The organism is Sphingobacterium yanglingense (genome assembly GCF_004363245.1).
Taxonomy (GTDB): domain Bacteria; phylum Bacteroidota; class Bacteroidia; order Sphingobacteriales; family Sphingobacteriaceae; genus Sphingobacterium; species Sphingobacterium yanglingense.
This window is the reverse complement of sequence record NZ_SNYV01000011.1, coordinates 506,581-524,416: the sequence shown is the minus strand read 5'-3', so window position 1 is coordinate 524,416 and position 17,836 is coordinate 506,581. Positions and strand designations below refer to the sequence as shown.

The 17,836-nt window shown below is 42.3% G+C and carries 15 protein-coding genes; 3 read left to right on the top strand and 12 right to left on the bottom strand.

Annotation, left to right across the window (positions count from 1 at the left end):
• Positions 1-40: 40 nt before the first annotated feature.
• The 6 genes from CLV99_RS04340 to CLV99_RS04315 all read right to left on the bottom strand — a co-directional run bounded on the left by CLV99_RS04340 (position 41) and on the right by CLV99_RS04315 (position 4,518).
• Positions 41-529, bottom strand: coding sequence for an RNA polymerase sigma factor (locus CLV99_RS04340; protein WP_133583260.1), 489 nt, complete (start codon positions 527-529; stop codon positions 41-43).
• A 125-nt stretch (positions 530-654) separates the two neighbouring features.
• Positions 655-1,422 carry a hypothetical protein gene (locus CLV99_RS04335; RefSeq protein ID WP_133583259.1) on the bottom strand — a complete coding sequence of 256 codons (768 nt, stop codon included), beginning with the start codon at positions 1,420-1,422 and terminating at the stop codon, positions 655-657.
• 158 nt (positions 1,423-1,580) lie between these two features.
• Positions 1,581-2,129 (bottom strand): hypothetical protein, encoded by a 549-nt coding sequence (locus CLV99_RS04330; protein WP_133583258.1) that lies wholly within the window; start codon positions 2,127-2,129, stop codon positions 1,581-1,583.
• A 201-nt stretch (positions 2,130-2,330) separates the two neighbouring features.
• On the bottom strand, positions 2,331-2,645 hold the full coding sequence (locus tag CLV99_RS04325) for a hypothetical protein (protein WP_133583257.1): 315 nt from the start codon (positions 2,643-2,645) through the stop codon (positions 2,331-2,333).
• 23 nt (positions 2,646-2,668) lie between these two features.
• On the bottom strand, positions 2,669-3,952 hold the full coding sequence (locus CLV99_RS04320; RefSeq protein WP_133583256.1) for a FecR domain-containing protein: 1,284 nt from the start codon (positions 3,950-3,952) through the stop codon (positions 2,669-2,671).
• A gap of 29 nt (positions 3,953-3,981) precedes the next feature.
• A complete protein-coding gene (locus CLV99_RS04315; RefSeq protein WP_133583255.1) occupies positions 3,982-4,518 on the bottom strand; it encodes an RNA polymerase sigma factor in 537 nt (178 codons plus the stop codon).
• Positions 4,519-5,202: 684 nt separating this feature from the next.
• Between CLV99_RS04315 and CLV99_RS04310 the strand changes: the two genes are divergently transcribed.
• Positions 5,203-5,664, top strand: coding sequence for a MauE/DoxX family redox-associated membrane protein (locus CLV99_RS04310; protein ID WP_133583254.1), 462 nt, complete (start codon positions 5,203-5,205; stop codon positions 5,662-5,664).
• A 5-nt stretch (positions 5,665-5,669) separates the two neighbouring features.
• Positions 5,670-5,963 carry a hypothetical protein gene (locus CLV99_RS04305; protein WP_133583253.1) on the top strand — a complete coding sequence of 98 codons (294 nt, stop codon included), beginning with the start codon at positions 5,670-5,672 and terminating at the stop codon, positions 5,961-5,963.
• Between the two features lie 63 nt (positions 5,964-6,026).
• On the opposite strand, the gene CLV99_RS04300 is transcribed toward CLV99_RS04305, so the two are convergent.
• Genes CLV99_RS04300 through CLV99_RS04290 form a run of 3 tightly spaced genes read right to left on the bottom strand, consistent with a single transcriptional unit; the run spans position 6,027 to position 13,837 of the window.
• Positions 6,027-7,349, bottom strand: a complete 1,323-nt coding sequence (locus tag CLV99_RS04300) for a redoxin domain-containing protein (protein ID WP_133583252.1) — start codon at positions 7,347-7,349, stop codon at positions 6,027-6,029.
• A complete protein-coding gene (locus CLV99_RS04295; RefSeq protein ID WP_133583251.1) occupies positions 7,346-8,710 on the bottom strand; it encodes a RagB/SusD family nutrient uptake outer membrane protein in 1,365 nt (454 codons plus the stop codon). The genes CLV99_RS04300 and CLV99_RS04295 overlap by 4 nt, the downstream gene beginning before the upstream one ends.
• A 39-nt stretch (positions 8,711-8,749) precedes the next feature.
• Positions 8,750-13,837 (bottom strand): SusC/RagA family TonB-linked outer membrane protein, encoded by a 5,088-nt coding sequence (locus CLV99_RS04290; RefSeq protein ID WP_133583250.1) that lies wholly within the window; start codon positions 13,835-13,837, stop codon positions 8,750-8,752.
• A 559-nt stretch (positions 13,838-14,396) separates the two neighbouring features.
• On the opposite strand from CLV99_RS04290, the gene CLV99_RS04285 reads away from it, so the two are divergent.
• Entirely contained in the window at positions 14,397-14,642 is a 246-nt protein-coding gene (locus CLV99_RS04285; RefSeq protein WP_133583249.1) for a helix-turn-helix domain-containing protein, read from the top strand.
• Here the strand turns inward: CLV99_RS04285 and CLV99_RS04280 are convergent, their stop codons facing one another.
• From CLV99_RS04280 to CLV99_RS04270, 3 genes are all read right to left on the bottom strand, one after another.
• The gene (locus tag CLV99_RS04280; protein WP_133583248.1) at positions 14,643-15,512 is read right to left on the bottom strand and encodes a nucleotidyltransferase domain-containing protein; all 870 of its coding nucleotides are present in this window, start codon (positions 15,510-15,512) and stop codon (positions 14,643-14,645) included.
• Positions 15,513-15,607: 95 nt separating this feature from the next.
• Complete coding sequence (locus tag CLV99_RS04275) at positions 15,608-16,132, bottom strand: hypothetical protein (RefSeq protein WP_133583247.1); 525 nt, start codon at positions 16,130-16,132, stop codon at positions 15,608-15,610.
• Positions 16,125-17,807 carry a hypothetical protein gene (locus CLV99_RS04270; protein ID WP_133583246.1) on the bottom strand — a complete coding sequence of 561 codons (1,683 nt, stop codon included), beginning with the start codon at positions 17,805-17,807 and terminating at the stop codon, positions 16,125-16,127. The genes CLV99_RS04275 and CLV99_RS04270 overlap by 8 nt, the downstream gene beginning before the upstream one ends.
• Between the last annotated feature and the right edge of the window lie 29 nt (positions 17,808-17,836).

The following is a 17,836-nucleotide window of genomic DNA, read 5'->3' as shown; positions in this document are numbered from 1 at the left end:
GTCGGTTCGTACACCCCCTATCGGCAAACTTAACAGTAAGTTAATATGGGCTATTGGTTTTTAGGAAATCCAGGGCTTTGGCAATCTGTTTGGCTACAGCAGATTTGGATATTTTATGCTTGAGGGCAATCTCACTGTAACTGAGTTCATCCACTACACTCTGTAGAAAGATCGTCTTTCGACGCTCGGGCAATATATTGATCAGGGACTCTATATTGGACAGTCGCTTATGTTTGTCTTCCTGCTCGCTCGGAAAAGAAGTAGTATCTTCGATGTCGTAACCTTCTTCCAGAAAAGTTAGATCTATTTTCTTTCTGCGGTAATAATTGGTCACCTCCTGTTTAGAGGTTTTAAAGATGATTGATTCCGGGTTTTCATGTCTATGTAAGGTCTTTACATGCTTCCAGAGGTGTACAAAAACTTCCTGAACAATATCCTCCACATCATCTGTGGCATCCACATACTTGCTTACGAAGACATACACCCTGCGGTGGTATCGTTCATAGATCGTATGGAAATAACTCTTCATAGTACTTCAAATAGTTAAGTCGTAATCCGAATGCACTAAGGGCAAGTAGATTTCGTAGCAAATTTAGAAAGTACTGATGAAGATAAATATCCGGGATGGACGATTTAATAATTTGTTAATATGGGCTAGTCATCAAATATCGTCACCTTGTAAAATTCGTGTTCATTTCCATCCTCTTTGTATTGGGTTACCAATCCGAAGTAAAGCGTAAAATCATCTGTCCAGAATTCACGTTCGGTGACACAGAGCCACTTCTTGGTTTCCTTTTCAAACAATTCCCCCAGTTCGATCACTTTTCGGAACTTCTGTTTTTCTTTTTTCTGGATGAAATGATAAAAGCACTCCTGACCTTCATAGACTTTATTGAGGCGGTATCGCCCGTTCGGTGAAGTCGTCACCAAATCGGGATTACCGACTTCATAAGTTTCCTCTCCCGTCACTAAGTCGAAGCTTACATCGGTCGTATGCCCCCCCTCACACAGCAGAATATCTTCTGTCGGAAAATAGGCCATGAAGCTATATTCTTCAAACTCTTCTTTGTCACCGCTGCTCGCTCCATTTCTGAAATTTATTCGCTTGATTCCCAAATAATCGTCATTATCTTTAAATTCAAGAATTCCAGCCAGTTTTTTCTGGACCAACTCCGGATCTGTTATCTTTAGGATAGGCTTGTTTGCTTTCGCATGCGTATTGGCAGCGGCGAATTGATCAGCACTGATTTTCTCTATACTTACCCTGATGCCCTGCGGTTCAGGCTTTATCGTATCTTTTTGTTCTGCTGTAGCCGTTTGCGCTATTGTATCAGTAGGTACAGTAGCCGTTACTGTTTTCTCTGACGCTCCTCGACAGGATAGAAAAGCTAGTGCGATGCAATAGGTTAATAATTTTGACATAGTATTATGGTATGTGTTAAGGGCTAATGCAACGCTTCCACATTGCATGGTCGGTCATATGCAACCAAAGCTGTGCCAAAATAGCTTTCGCAGTCCATATTTTAAAGCTATATCAGATCAAACTTGTTAGATGTAGACTATCAGCTACTTATAACGTATCAACAGGAGGTAAAGGGAACTTTCCTATAGCGCTGATCATAGCTATCCATAGGTATTCTTTCATTTGCTTTTACCTGTTCCAATAGTTCATTCTGAAAAGCGATTTCCTCTTCAAGAAGTTTGTTCCAATATTCGGGATTCTCCGAAAAGTTCTCATAATAATCCAGGGTGTCAATAATTTCAAGCAGGAGATTGACAGCAGCATCCATTGGGTTGCTTCCAGTTGTAGCATATTCGAAGGCATTGAGGACAAAAAGCTCCAGCTGCTCCAGCTCTTCGTAATCGTCGGCATACACATCCACTTGGGCATTACTAACTTCGATGGCCTGCTGATAGTATTCCAAGGTGTCGCTATCGATATCAGCGAGCAGCTGTTCGCGGTTTATCTCTATGTTTATGTACTGTCGTACTATCCCTTCGAAATCAGGCAATAAAAAGAAGAATCGAAGCGTCATAGTCCTTATACCTTGGAGCTGTTCTGACGAAGCTTGTGCCAAGTCTGCACGTAGGCGCTCTGTATGAGTCGTGATGTGTTTTACAATATCCATACTATAGTCTTTGTTAAGGAGCAATAGGCTCTCCGCAAAACTATATATAATTTATTAATGAGACCACCCCCTTCTCGACCAGGGTTAGGAATGGAATACAATTCATATTTAACATAATTAAATTTATTTGTTACAATTGGAGCGATATACCTTATTGCCAGCATTTAAATCCACAAGCACATTTCATCCAAAATACTTCCTTTAATATTTCTCCGTTCTCTTGTGGTAACTGTAGGGGTGCTCTTTGGTGATATGGTATCCATCACAAAATTCGCAGTAATATACATACCTAGGAGTTGAACCTCTCGCTCCAAAACCTTTGTTACGGTGCTTTTGCCGAGTAGGTTTTTCCAACCACTTGCGAATTCTCCATTTGAGCCAATGCACAAAAAAGGTAGCTTCGGGTCTACTGTTAAACCTTACCTTTCCGGTAGCCCTGCATTTATGTCGTTCCACCAGCTCATTGATATCGGTATTATAGAAGACGCTATCTAAAAAATGTTTATATCCTTTCATACATCACACTCCTTTCTTCAGTTTTAATTGTCGGGTGCTATTGCCAGTTTAGTATCCTTACGTATATCTTCTTCACAAAAGCTGATCAACGTATTCTTTTGGTACAGTGGCACTCCCCTCTCCCGGATTGCAGCCCATATCAGATCCATACCACCGGTATGAGGGATAGCAATCGTAATCGGCTTATCCTTAGGTATACAATCCCAGTTTTTGATCGTAAAGCCTTCCCAGCGACTCATTTCATGCATAAAGGCTGTCAATGGCATATCGTTGTACTTTCGGATTTTATGTGTCCATTGTTTAGCCTGTTCTATATCTTGATTGTGAGCCAGTATTAAGGTATCTACCGCAGTACCTTCTTTGGGCGATAAAAGCTTCGTTATTGCACCAAAATCCCCACATTGTGTAAGACGAAGGCCTTTAATTTTATTCTCCGCGTATAGGGTCGCTATACCGTCGCGCAACATTATCTTAGATTCATCAGTATTAGACCGTATATAAAAGGATGCCTTCTGGGTCCATATTTTACCTTTGTTGATGGCGATATGGAGCATTTCTTTATTGTTTTTGTTATAAGCTTCGACATAAGCTTCACCGGTAAGCCTTATAAATGCCGTATCTGCCGATTGCATTATAGGGTACTCTAGGTATGTCTGGGCATTTATACGCAAACGGGCACCATTATGCAGCTGGACAACACATTGCTGCCTCGGCTTCGTATAGAGGTATATATGATCTAGTTTTGGAGTTTGCTGCGCCTCGGCCGCCGCCTGACTGATGTGCAGCACCCCATCGTCGGCTCTGGCGATCAGCAGATTTCCGACCTGTGTTATTTTACCTTTGGATTCACGATTTATTTCAATCCAGGTGGAATCACCGGCGTACAACAAACAGGAAGACTCCCCAAAGGGAATATCCTTTTTACTTGCCTGCTGTAATAAGTTTCTATTTCTCCATTCAAAATCAAGATCTAATGCTGTCCATTCTAGCCAATTCAGTGCAGTAGCGGTCAGCACTAGCAGCGCAACAGCCGCAGCCGTATATTTTGTCCAGCGTGTATTTCTAGTCCTTCGTTCAATAGCCCTGCCCCGTTTAATTATTTTATCCATGTCGGGATGCCAATCATCCAGTGGGCCAAGCGGTAATGGCTCCTCCATTGAACTGAGCACTTCGACTTCTAGATCATCGTACTCCTCTGGGTCATATTGTCTACGTATAGCGTCCAATATGACGCGCTCATCTGCTGTTAACTTATCTAACAAGTCCTTTTTAATCAACTCCTTGATATATCGCGTATTTTGTTCCATGATGATCCTTTTCTAGTTTTCTCCTAAATTCAATCCTTTGATAACGCATCAAAATGACGACGCAGCTTCTTAAAAGCTATATATTTAACGTTTCTGACATCTTGAGCCGTCAAGCCTAATTTTTCTTCAATCTCTTTATTATTGAGTCCTTCCTTTACAACACAGTGCATTAGGTTTCGTTCCTTCTCCGTCAGTTCTTCTGCTTTAAGGAGCACCTGTTCCAATTTCTCGCTGCGCATTAGGCTTTTATCCACTTCATTATCGGCTGTATGATATTTCAGTTCCTTTAACGGAGCTTTTAGTGTAATGTGCTCTTTTTTCAACGCTTTAATAGCATGGTTTCTAGCCATCTTTAGTATATAGCCCAGTGGATTATTATTCGTTACTATCTTTTCACGGTACAGAAAAATATCGACGTACACATTCTGTATTACATCTTTTAAGAGTTCATTATTCTTTATGAATTGACTAACACGCTTTATTATCTTCTTTCCGAAAAGCACTTCAATTTGCTTCATCCCTTCAGGTGGATCATCTAGCAATAGTTTAAATATGTCTTTATCCATAATCCCATTTTTAGTTTGATAATGTTGTTTTCTACTCGTTTCAATAAAAATTATTCAATTGAAAATCAACAAGTTGAAAAATATAATGATTTTCAGACATTACGTTTCGACTTCTTAAAGTAGTTATATATAAAGGACAATGAATTTATAATCGGTAAAACTAAGGTAAAACATATAAGTTAAATAAACAAATATAAATATCTGATTTTTAATTAGTTGAAATAAATATTCGACGTGAGATAGGAATGGGGTAAAAGTTAAGAAGGTAGTAGAGTTAACAAGTGATGGAGTTAACTCGATAACAGGCATAGTGAAACGGAGTCCCGACATCGTCGGGAATAACATACAAAACAGACTGCTTCATTTCATTACCAATGACAGATTAGCTAAGATGAGCTCGCAAGCTCGGTTTACAAACTATGTCGTCATATCGACCGAAGCGGAGATATCTAGAAGCTATATAATTAACCCTATACAGTTTGTAGACCTCTCCGCAAGGTCGAGGTGACGTTACTTTTACTGTCATTAAAACTCCGCTGTGTTTTGTAAAAAATCCTACCTCTCGCAGTGACGTAAAAGAAGCTGTCTTGATAACCCCGACTAAAGTCGGGACAGGCTCGATAACAGGATAACTACATAACTACATAACTACATAACTACATAACTACATAACTCAATAAAAAAATGAAAATACGCACATACATATTAGGGATCATCGTCGTCATGCTGCTTGCGTTATGGAGTTACACAGGCGTGGTGAAGCTGTGTAACATGGCGTACAACATGGATACAATGCACAAGCAATTGTTTCCGGGTTGGATTGCCAACATCCTTGCCTACCTGGTGCCGTTCGGGGCGCTGGGTACGGCAGGATTGTTACTGTACCGTGTACGCTGGGGGTTGTGGGCATCGGTAGTACTCCTCTCCTCCTTTTCGGTTTATATCGTCGTCTACCTCACGGAGGTATTCACAAAGAAGACCTGCTCCTGTGCCGGCATATTTGCGGGGGTAGACTATCAGGGGCACCTATTATTCAATACCATTATGCTCTGCATTACTGGAATCGCACTATACATTAACTATATAATATCAAACGGGGAAGCTGAAAACCGTAAAGAGAGTAAGCAACAAACAACTTATTTATAAACGTCATGAAAACATCAGAAATCATGAAAACTAAATTCAACAAATTCTGGAAAGGAATCGCAGTAGCTGCGGTACTTTCTGCAACAGCTGTCGGCTATGCCGAAGCTTCAAAACTTCAAACTGCTACGCATTATAACGCGGAAGCAGATCCTGAAAAAGCACCTCGATGGGAACCTATTGTCCCAGGAGGACAGGGAAGTTTAGCATGTACTCTCAATCCTGATCGCGATTGTAAAGCAATAGAACTCCCTAACGGAGACTTTCAGGTTGTACAAAAAGGTAATTATCCAGGGCTATAATCCGTATATAATTACTAAAAATGGAAAGCTCCCTCTTGAAAATCAGGAGGGAGTTTTGCATTTTTAGGGACTCTTATCTATAACCAATCGCTTATGTCCGGCTAGTTTCTTCGTCAATCGCAAGCCGTAAGGTTCTAAGACCTTGTTCATTCCTTCTATAGTAGGCTTGTAATCACATATTTCAAGATTAAACCGCTTCGTAAAGCCTGTTTCATCCACAACAGGATATTTACTATATCGAAAAATAAACCCTTCCAGTGTGGTTCGAAGAGATTTCATCGTGATATTCTTATTATTAATGCAGCTACCATTGTTATTGTACTCACTCTCATTCACTGGATTATTAGAAACAAAATCATAGATTTTGTCATTAATTTTCTCCATGACGATACAAGTATCTACGGCATCAACCAATTTGGCAGTGATCTCTGGTACAGCATACTTCAGGTCATCTCGCATCTTTTGAAAAATTAAACTATCTTTAGTCAATATTTCATAACAAAATGATAGTTTCTCAACAATCGGAATCGCTGCCATACCCGACACATTGAATTTGCGAACTAAACTATCGGTAGTATTGATATCAATAGCAGCATCACTGATAAACGTCCGCATTTCACCATAAGCTACCTTCAATAAGCTCAACAAGTTTAAATTTGTTGCCGTAATACGACTATAACCTAAAGAATCCTGAATACTACTGTACCCTCCACTATATCCCAATTCTGAGATAAAACGTGTCATCAGCGAATAACTAAATGGCTTTCGTTTATTTTGCTGTAATATCGGACCGTGTATTAAGTCCATAAGTGGTGTCCTGTAGCGGTCGTATTCTATTTTAGAGAAATCAGTTTTTGTTACTGTCCCGACTGTTTCTCCTTTTAAAACCGCCTCTACCCCTTTTCTAGTCACCTCTTCCGAAATTACAACCACCTTTCCATCTTTAATCCATACATAATGCGGAACCGTATTGTGCGGAAATAACTCCTGCAAAGCCTTATCGTCAAATATTTTCGGCAAAGGTGACACATGTGCCTCTCGCTGCTCCTGTAACTTAAAGAAGTCCCGTACAGTCTTTTCAGACTGCCTTGTCACGGTAACCACTTGTACACGGTTTCCGAATTCGCGCTGTATACTGTCCATTTTGGGCAGGTAATACACACAGGGCGCACACCAGGTCGCCCAAAAATCCAAAATCAATAACTTGTCCTTGGTAAAATCAGCTAGATTCATACTTGAAAAATCAGCATCCTTTATATTCTCGATCTTTACATTCGGTACAGTATCCCCCACAAATACATTGCGCAATTGTTTCTGCCCCCATGCGCAGGGTATAGATAGCAGCACGATAAAAACCGTTGCCATCATTATTCTATAATTTTTCATCTTATATTCTGGTCTAGGTTTGACATCTCAACATCACTCTCTGGTATAAAGAAAACATATCGACTACTATTAGCAGGCAACTCAAAATCCAGTCCTTGATACCTTCTTTTTAAATCTTCCTGTAGCCCAGGCTCCCTATTGAGGCGCTTGAGATCCATCCATCGCGTGCCGCGTCCAAAAAGCTCCTTACGGCGCTCGAGCAGTATCCAACGGAGCAAATCATCCCTGTCCTGAGGGATAGTGACCGTGACCACATTGTCCACAAAACGATACTCCAATAGCGTCTGCATAAGCTTCCGCGCCTCCTCTAACCGCCCCATACGGACAAGACATTCTGCTTTTGTGAGGTACAGATCATCTACCGCCAATCCCGTAAACTGATAGTCTGCCCGCCCAGAATAAGTACCTACAAATTGCTTTGCCGTATTAAAAAAAGCACGTTTGCGCAGGTCATTCACCGTATAGCTCGTAAACAGCTCCGGCTCTACCTCTACTCCTTGTGTAGCTACAAAAGGATAGTTCGACGATGCGAAAAAGACAATCTCGGGATGGGTGCTATAATTGTATTGATCAAACGGTATTGCTGCCAGCGGGTTAAGCCCGTTATAGTCTAGCAGCTGCTTGTTTATCTCCAATGCCTTCTCGCTATACGACAAAGACAGTGGGTAATCATACATATTAAGATATACTCGAGATAGCAAAGCATAGACAGCTTGTCTAGAAGGCCTTGTTTTTACCATTGAAATAATCGGCAACAGCGATTCGGCCGCTTCAAGATCGGCTACAATCGCCTGATACCCCTCTTTCAATGAAGCCCTTTTTACCTGCTTTGGAAAGGTACTTTCCAGAATAATGGGCACGCCCAATTGCTCAGGACGCTGCGGATCATAGGCCTCCGCAAAATCCTGCAACAGCTGGTAATGTGCCCAAGCCCTGAAAAACAGAGCCCTCCCCATTATTTCGTTATATAATGTTTGCTTCGTAGCGTCCGGTTTTATTTCGTCCAACGTCTCTAAGGCGATATTTGCATAGAGTATCTGTTGGTAGGGCAAATCCCAAGTTGTTGTATTGAGTTTACTTGGATCATAATCCACTTTCCAGAGGTAGAGATTGCGGTGTATTTCTGAACTTGCAGTCAATTTTGCTACCGTAAAGAAGAGGTCCCCATCCGATAATATTCTAAAATAGTCGATACGGTTCATCACTTCTGTATTGTCCAATAGAGCCGAGACATCCTCCTGCGTCCTGACAATAACCTGTATTTTTTGTGGTTTGGCCTCCAAGAATTCCTTGGAACAGGAAGACAGGCCAAAAGAAACCACAAACAGCCCCAATAAAAGGCCATGTATATATCTTTCCATAATAATCTGTGTGTTGTGTTGTGGTGTGTTGTCCGCCTATTACAGCGTAAAATTGATACCAATACTAAAACTTCGTATCGGCAGATAGTCTACATTCGCAAAATCCGGATCGTACTCTGTGTTCGATTTTTTCCAGATCAGGCCAAGATTATTGGCATAGGCATACACGGAGGCATGTTCTATTCCTTTTATACCCCAATGGCGCACCGGCAGATCATACGATAGGCGAATATCCTGTAGACGGATATGATCGGCTCTAAATATCCGCACATCCGAGTAGGCATAAAAGACATCTCTGCGCGTGACTACATTATCAGGCATAGAAGGCACTGATGTTATTTTCTCGTCGCCTGGCTGCTTCCATCTGCGGTCGAAAGCACCATTTATCGGGAAGCCCTGAAGCAGATCATCATAATAAAGCACCGGATCACGATAATAATACCCACCTCTATAGGTCAGCATAAAAGAAAGCTCCACCCCTTTCCAAGCTATTGCATTACGAAAGGAGCCATAGCGTGTAGGCCGCACGGGGCCATTGTACTGTATATTATCCATAGTAACCGCTCCTATAATCTTCGCATAGTCCTTTGATAGCTCTCCATTCAGATAACCGATAGGATCACCATTAGTGGCATCTAGACCGCCCCATGGTAAGCTATACAAGGCCCATAAGGGTTTCCCTTCTATAGGATAGCGAGTCAATCCATCCGAACTACCCATTACCCTAACCCCAGTGTGCGGCTCGCCTTTATACTCCACCACCTTGTCGCTCACCGTGTTGAAGAGCAACTGATTGCTCCAACGCACGGCCCCATCTATGGGAACCGTATTCAGCACCAGTTCAAATCCACGCGCATTGGTACGGCCAAAATTGCCCGTCACCGTCTTGATCCCCACCGTAGCAGGCATGGCCATCGGGCTGATCACATCGCGGCCGTCCTTATTGTAATAATCGGCCGAACCCGTTATCCGTCCCTTCAGCACCGAAAAGTCCAGCCCCAGATTGTAGGTAGCCACCTTCTCCCAGCGCAGATCCGGATTGCGCGGCGTCCAGATACTCGCATAGGGCAACCGAGTGAGGTAATCATTCGGACTGTAGAATGCCGTAGTATAGGCCGTGAGCGAGCGGTCCACATTGCCACTCTTGCCGTAGGTCGCACGCAGATACAGGCGATCCACTCCCTCCACCTTGAAGAAATCCTCTTTGCTCAGGTGCCACCCCAACCCCACCGAATACAGCGGCACCCGTTTCTGGTTCGCATTGACACCAAACAGGTTACTCTCATCAAAGCGAAGGCTTCCTGTAGCTACATAACGGCCATCATAGCTGTACGAAGCATTGGCAAATACGGAGCGAAAGCGATCTATGGCACCCGTCTCCGAATTCATATATGGGATCATGTTATAGTTGCTGTACGGATTGAAATAAGCTGTATAGTACTTCGTATAATCCACCGACTTGCTCAGCCCGATCTCCTCATCATAACCGTAGAGGCGCGACTTCATCCCCGACACCCGTTGATCCCGGATCTCATATCCCGCCAAACCATTCAGGCTGTGCACATCCGCCAGTACGAAATTAAAATCCCCCTGCAGGCGTAGGTTGTGCGAATACACCTCAGTGCGGTTCTCATCCAATATACCGCCCATCGGCATTGGATACTGCATCGCCCCCGTAGCCGTGTTCCGAATCGAAAATCGGTTGATCTCATTGCGCGTGTAGTACGTATCCACGCTGTTGTGATCACGGTTCAGGCTATTGCTTGTACCGTACTGGTACAGCGCCTGCAGATTCACCCCCTTCAGCAGCTTATAGCTCAGCCCTGCATCCAGCCGCAGATCCTTCGCTACGGTCGTATTGTCCAACTCGTCCCGATCTGCCAGTGGCACATATGACCAGTCCAGCAGTCCGTCATTGGCTACCGATGTCAGGTAACGCGAACTGTAGTTTTTGAGCATAGCTAATGGATTGCCCTGCTCATCCGCCAGACGTGCATAAGGGTATATCTTTGTACTAGGAATACCTCTATGACTGCTATAGGTCACCTCCTTCAAACCATTATTAACAATATTATTTAAGGAAAATGAAGCCTGGGCCGAAACCGTCAGTTTATCCTTGAAGAACCCCATGATATTACCGGCCGTCCCCGTAAAGCGGCCGCTGCTATTGCCGATCACCTCCGACTGGTTAAGGTCGTAGCCAAAGGAAGCGAAATAGCGGTTATTGCCATTGCCCCCTTCTGCCCGTAAGGCATACTGCTGCAACAGCGGACTGCGGTACAGGTACTTTTCATAATCGCTGCGCACATCATAGCCCTTCATCTTCTCGATCTCGCGGTCTATCTCATCGGCACGGGAAGGATTATTGCGCTTCTCGATCAGCAACTCCACTACTGGGTTGAGGGGAACCTTGTTCAGGGAATTCTCATACGTATTGTAAAATCCACGGCCGAACAGCATCTTCTCCGTCTCGATAAACTCCGGAATAGACATCAGTGGCTGATAATGCAGATCAGGCTTCTGCCCAAGTGTCGTATTCGCATTAAAGCTCAGTCGCGGTGCCGTAGCCCCATTATAGCGCTTGGTCGTAATCACGATCACCCCATTGCCCGCACGGGCACCCCATATCGAGGCCGCGGCCGCATCCTTAAGCACCGTTATCGTCTCTACATCATTCGGGTTGATATTGGCGATATCTCCCTCGTAGGGGAAATTGTCCACCACGATCAGCACCGAAGCATTCGACTGCAATGTCGTCTCGCCACGCACCCGCATCCGTGCAGCACCGCCCTTGCCATTATTGAAGATCAGCCCGGGCGTCACATCTGCCAGCCGCTCCAGCACATTGGTCGACACCTTGCGGTTCAGCAGCTTATTATCGATCTGCACAAAACTCCCCGTAGCCCGCTCTTTTGGCAGCTTCTGATAACCCGTAGACACCACATCCACCTGTTCGATGGCATGCGCAGAAGGCGTTAGCGCCACCCTTATCAGCATGGTAGAGAGATCATAATCAATCGCGCGATCATCAAAACCTATACAGCTAGCCTTCAGCACACCTGTACGATTATCTACAGCGATGCTGAATGTACCATCCTTAGCCGAATGCACCGTCTTACCCCCTACCGAAATGGTCGCATTTGCCACGGGCGAACCATCCACCTCGGATAGTACCACACCACGCAATACAGATTCCTGTTTCGACTGAATAACGCCCCGATGCTGCGGAGACTGTACAACAGCCCCCGACAGCCCGAGACCACTAAACAACATGAAAATCATTGCAGCTATAAGCCGTAAGCTATAGGCTTTAAGCCTTTTAATATAGTCACCTTGGTTCCCCCTCTCGTCATATCGACTGCAGCAGAGCGAAATGGAGATATCTAAAAACCTTGCAAAAGGGTTGGCTTGTTTTAAAGCGATTTGCCGGCCTCTATTTTCTTTTACAACCATAGACTCCATTTTAGCCCTAAAGTCTTCACAGAGCGAGCGAAAAGACCTAAGAATCAATCGATTCATACGAAGGTCATTTGCCACAGATTCGTTATTATTAGAAGTAGGAACTACGCCGAAGCAATCTCCATCCCTCTCCAAATCTACCACGGACCTACTAGCAGCTTGTACCTCCTTAGTACCTCTTTGGTAGCTCTCTAGTACCTCTCCAGTACCTTTACCCCCACTATTCAGTACCTTTCCCGTACCTTTACAGTACCTTTCGGTTAGCTTTTTAGTACCCAACACCATCTCGTCACTGCGATATCGCCCAAGCGAGAGAAGCAGTCTATCCGACAAACCATCTCCATATCCCTCACTACTGCACTTTGTTGTGTCATTCATGTGTGGTTGATGTGTCGAACATGTACCGTTGTTGTGTTGAACATGTGTCAGACATGTATCAGTGATGTACCGTTTATGCTTGTTTCCTGTTCCCTTTATGCATGTTTCTGGTTCATAGACGGTTCTTAGGAAGTTCAAAGGAAGTCTTGAGCCTTTTCGGCAATCCTTCGACTCCTCTTCCACTAGGCTTCGAGAGCTCTTCGACTTACCTTCGACACTGCTTCGAGACTGGTTCGGGACTGCTTCGAGACTCCTTCGGGTGGTGTTCGACTCGCCTTCGACTGCGCTTCGACGTACTACCGAATAGGCCCCGAACAACCGTCGAACGAATCCCGAGCATGCCTGCACCCAGGTACGACGCTGCCTCGAGTTACGGCCGAACCATCCTGTAACAACAGTCGAAGCGTCCTCAGTGTATTCCCTAAGTATACCCCAAGTATGCGCTAAGTAGTAACAGTGTATGAAGAGTGTATTAAAAGACCATACACTCGCCTTACTTATTCCTTGCTTAATCTCTACCTGTTCCTTGCTTGTTCCCTGCTCTTTCTCTGGGCTTGATTTGGGCTTCGCTTGGTATTTGTTTGCCTTTTCTTTGCCTGTTCTCTGCCTATCCGTTGCCTGTTCTTTGCCTGTTGTTTGCCTATCCGTTGCCTCGGAGGCAATGAAATAACGAGCAAAAGGCGGTAAATATCCAAACAAAGTTCCTACTTGGCACCTACCAAGACCTGACCTAGTTCTACCTTTCCCTGATGATCCTCCGATGGCGCTCCGATAGTTCTCCGATGATGATCGGAGCCGCATCACGGAACGGTCAGGTGCTGAACGAAGCACATTCGAACAAAAGCAGAACCAAGGTAGAACCTGGGCAGAACTAAGTTGGTACACAGTAGGTGCCAAGCGGAGAGCTTCATAACCGCCTTGCTCCTGACCAGATCCGTACCTGCTCCGTACCAGCTTCGGAGTTTGACCATGCGTGAACCACCTTTTTACCACAGTTTGACCAAGCATGCCTGATGCAAACGTGGTAAATCTATGGTCAAAACATGGTAAATCTGTGGTGTACGGCCGAAGCAAAGGCGAAGCCAGTCCGAACATAGTACGAAGGCTTTCACCACCTTCGTCACTACACTCCCGCTCGTCATTGCGTTCCATTTCCCCTTCGTCACTGCGAACAAAGTGAAGCAGTCTATTTTTATTTTTATCTATTGGGTCTTGATAACTTGATAACTCGTTAACACGATCACTCTGTCCACAGGACATTCCTTCCCCACCCCTAAAAAAATGTTTCATTTTTCAAGTAATTTAAGTTTGCCAAAAGCCTTGAAGAACTCTTCGAGGTTTTAAGCTATATTAGCGACAAATAGAATAGAAGTCTTGTTTCAGACACAAGACCGTTAAACACTATTTATCAGTAAATTAAATAATTTGAATTCTATCGCTATACCTGAGTCGTGTGCTATCGAAAATAATTGGTTTATATCGGTATAAAAGCGATGATTTTGAATGAATAAAATGGTTAATGAAATATACTATTCCGGAGGGACTTTCTTAAGTACCAATAAGTCTACCCAACCCAAAAAGGGTCGGATAGACATAGAGCCACCCTTTGAAATAAGGGCAACTGATCTCTCATTCCTGAGCACTGAAGAACCGTCTCCAGAATCAAAGAGATATTTACTAAAAACTTTAAAATTATTGCTATTCATACTTTCCTCTATTTCTGTTGTTCTTCAGGCTCCAGAACGAGGAATTACGCGGTATTTATAATTGTTGATTCAAATATAGTAAATAAAACTCATGTACTCAAATACCACTACAATTTATTTTTCTTTTTTATTGTCTTTTGAGTATGGAGCTGGATAAAGTAAAGTTTTCTGAAAATTTTGGCAAACACCTTAAAGCTATTAGAGAAGGGAATAAAGTTAGAAAAGGTAAAAAAATCAGCTTGCGTAGACTTGATCAAATCTCTGGTGTTGATCACAGTCACATCCACAAAATAGAAAAAGGAGAATCATCTCCTTCTTTATTGACTTTAAAAGCTTTAGCCCTAGCATTAGACATCAGCTTATCCGAACTAGTAAATTTTGAAGACTAGCTAAACCAAACTCTCAATTCTTTCAACACAAAGACGGTCTGTTATCTCAATCATACTTTCCAACCTAGAGCTTATCTCTTTCAAGTCTTCTATAGAGACTTCAAAATCCATTTTATATTTACCACTGATGTAAGCTCTATTCAGCAAGTCGAAAAGTCTTCTTTCATTGCTATCTTTGACATCTGGAAAAATGGAATTCAACTCCTCGGAAATAGCACTTACAGAACGCCTATACTTATACAGGTTATGAAGCTTCGGTTTTATTCCCATAAACACTAACTGTAACGTACTATAAATAGACTCAATAGTTTGAAATAAGAACCAAAGTGTTAAACCAGAACGAGATTCTCCCAACATTAGATCTTCAAAGTCGACCTTGTAATGCTTATAGAACCGTCTCGTATTAGTTGTCCAAAACTTGTAATAGCTTTCAATATTTATCCGAATCTGCTCAATAGAAAGCGGCTGAGGAGTAGCTAATTTACTCTGACCATTGTCATATAACATCACACCTTCGAAGTACACTGGAACAAAAAAGAAGTTACCTGTCACCAATTCCTGATTCAGATACTTGATATCGTACATAAAGAAATTGATATCAGGTCGTGCAGAGATTCGCTTTTCCAACTCATTAGCGAGTTCGTACTCCTTTACATTCGTCTTGTTCGTGACTACAATGATGTCATAATCGCTAATGTAGAAATACCGAATACCGTCTTTGATATACACCTGATCCTTGAACTCTCCCCTAGCATAACTACCATACAAGATGATCATGTCGGGATCCACAAACTCGGTGATAACCGCTTTGATGGCCTCAATCTCTTTCAACTTATGCTCCGGAAGTGTAACAGGTAATTGGGTATTCATAGGTTAAAGATAGGGAATTTAATAAAATTACACAAGACCTCAAGTGGTGTATGAAACCTGTGCACCGCTCGAGATCTTGTGTACCTATCCTTTTGTTATTTGGAAGATTCCTTATTTAACTCTTCCTCTAACTCTATTTTGCTACTGAAGTATTTTCGAATAGTCTCTTTGACTTCATAACGATCTACTACTAAATACAAAAAACCATGAACCATCACAGAAAAGGCTATTAATGTAACTATGAACGGAATACCATTTCCAGCTCCGCCAAAATTTGTTGCCAAAAGATAAGCGTACCCCGTTATGCAAACCAAAAAAAGATTTATTAAAACATAAACCAACAACGATTTGAGGTAATAACCCTTTTTAATTCTATATAGTAGATAGTATTTGATAAAATGATAAGGAAGTAAAGACAACAGTAGGAGTACAGTTGAAAAAAGAAAAAAACCAATGAAAATCCGATCTAAAAAAGGCCATATAGAATCATATTGAAAAGCTTCGCCTTGATAATTACGATTAATAAGATTACCCCAATAGTCTTTTATATAAAAAATGGGAAACAAAACATAGGTGACCAATAGATTCCCTATGATACTCCTAGTTGTGAATTTAGTCATTGCAATCTGTACTTAATGTGCTTAATGGTTTTTTCCCGTCTATAACTTCTTTGACTTTTACCCAATCAGGCCGCTGGATCTCAGGGGTACCAATAGCAGCGCTTCCTTGTTTGCTCTCTACAAAACTCTTAACTTTTTGCTGAAAGGATTTCCATAACTCATCTGCTGCAAAGAATGCAACGTTTTGCATACTGGCATCAACACCTGTAGTTAATCGATCTACTCCTCTAGTATAAAACGTATAGGACCCGTCCGAATTTTGAAAATATCCAAAGTCTCTATTACCAGAAACTGGATGAATTCCGTACTTCGGATCATAGACTGTTGTAAAAGTCCACCCTACATTGTTATGTTTACTTACGATCACTGTCCCATTATCTGGTCCTGCTATATCTATACCAATCATAGTATTCAGTGGATTTGCAGAGTTCCAAAGAGATTCATCATTAATCCCATGCCACCTGTAAGGTTCAAATTTTGAATAAGCTGTGTTAACAAAGCTATTAATATTTTTTCGTAAGTACTCTTTAAATTGAGAAGCCGTTAACCTTTGCCCATCCACTACAGGCAGCTGACTAATTCTTATCGGAAAATAATCCATATTTACAACAGTACTATATGCATTATTAATGCTCTGAACATGTGCTATATCTTGAATACTATAGACAGGTGTACCGAGAATTGAAACATCAACTATATTATTTACGACACTATTCAGTTTGTCAATTTGTGCTTGTGCTACTTGATGTCTCGCTGTTTCCACCCACCTTCTTACTATATCACAATCTAAATCACCAAACAAAGCAAAGGGTTTATTTGCTATTTGATTTTTAATTTGTTGTTGTGAAGGCTTACTAGGAGACGGAGATCCAGGCCCTCCACCTCCCGGGGTACCACCTGGAGGGATAGGATCAGGAAATTCGCCTGTTGGGTTATCTCTACCGCGATTGTTAAAAAGACAAAGATAAAAATTATCCTCAAGCGCGAACATGTAAGTCGTATTAGACTCGCAGTCATATCCGTTATTATTTCTATGAAAATAATCGTACCAACTATCCAATGCTGTTCTTGCTTCTGCAGCGCACCTAAAAGTCCAGGGTTTCCACAGTGGATCAGTCATCAAAAGAGTGTTATCGAAGAGTTCTCTAACTCTAGAGTATCCCGGAGGAAGCCCACATCTAGTGACCCATGTTTCATCAATTTCATATGCCATTAGTTTTTTTCTATTGGGCCGTTTGTAAGATGATGGAAGCTTGATATTTGTATATTCAGTGAACAGCTGTTCCATATACATAGGATCAGCCATCCTCTTGTCCATTTCCTGATAAACGACAGGATAAATACTATCAAGGTATACGTCAACATCCTGATCGATAGAATCTCTAAAACATTCATTAAAAACTCCTCTGTAATATTCTCTAGCATTCTCGGAAAAGCTAAAAAGTGCAGTTTGATAAGCTAACGAATCTATTCGTTCCTTTTTTCCCTGTTCCAAAGTTTTAAAATGTGAGTAGGTATACCATCTACCTGATCGGGCCTCCGCCCATTTGATTTCTATCTCTTTTTGGGTAAACTCTATCCGTTTGTCCACAGGACCTAAAAGATCCCTTTTACACGCAAAAAGACAAAGAACAGCAAAAAAGATAAAAATAATGAATGCATTAAATAATCTCATAAGTTCTATTTTAATAATAATTGATACCT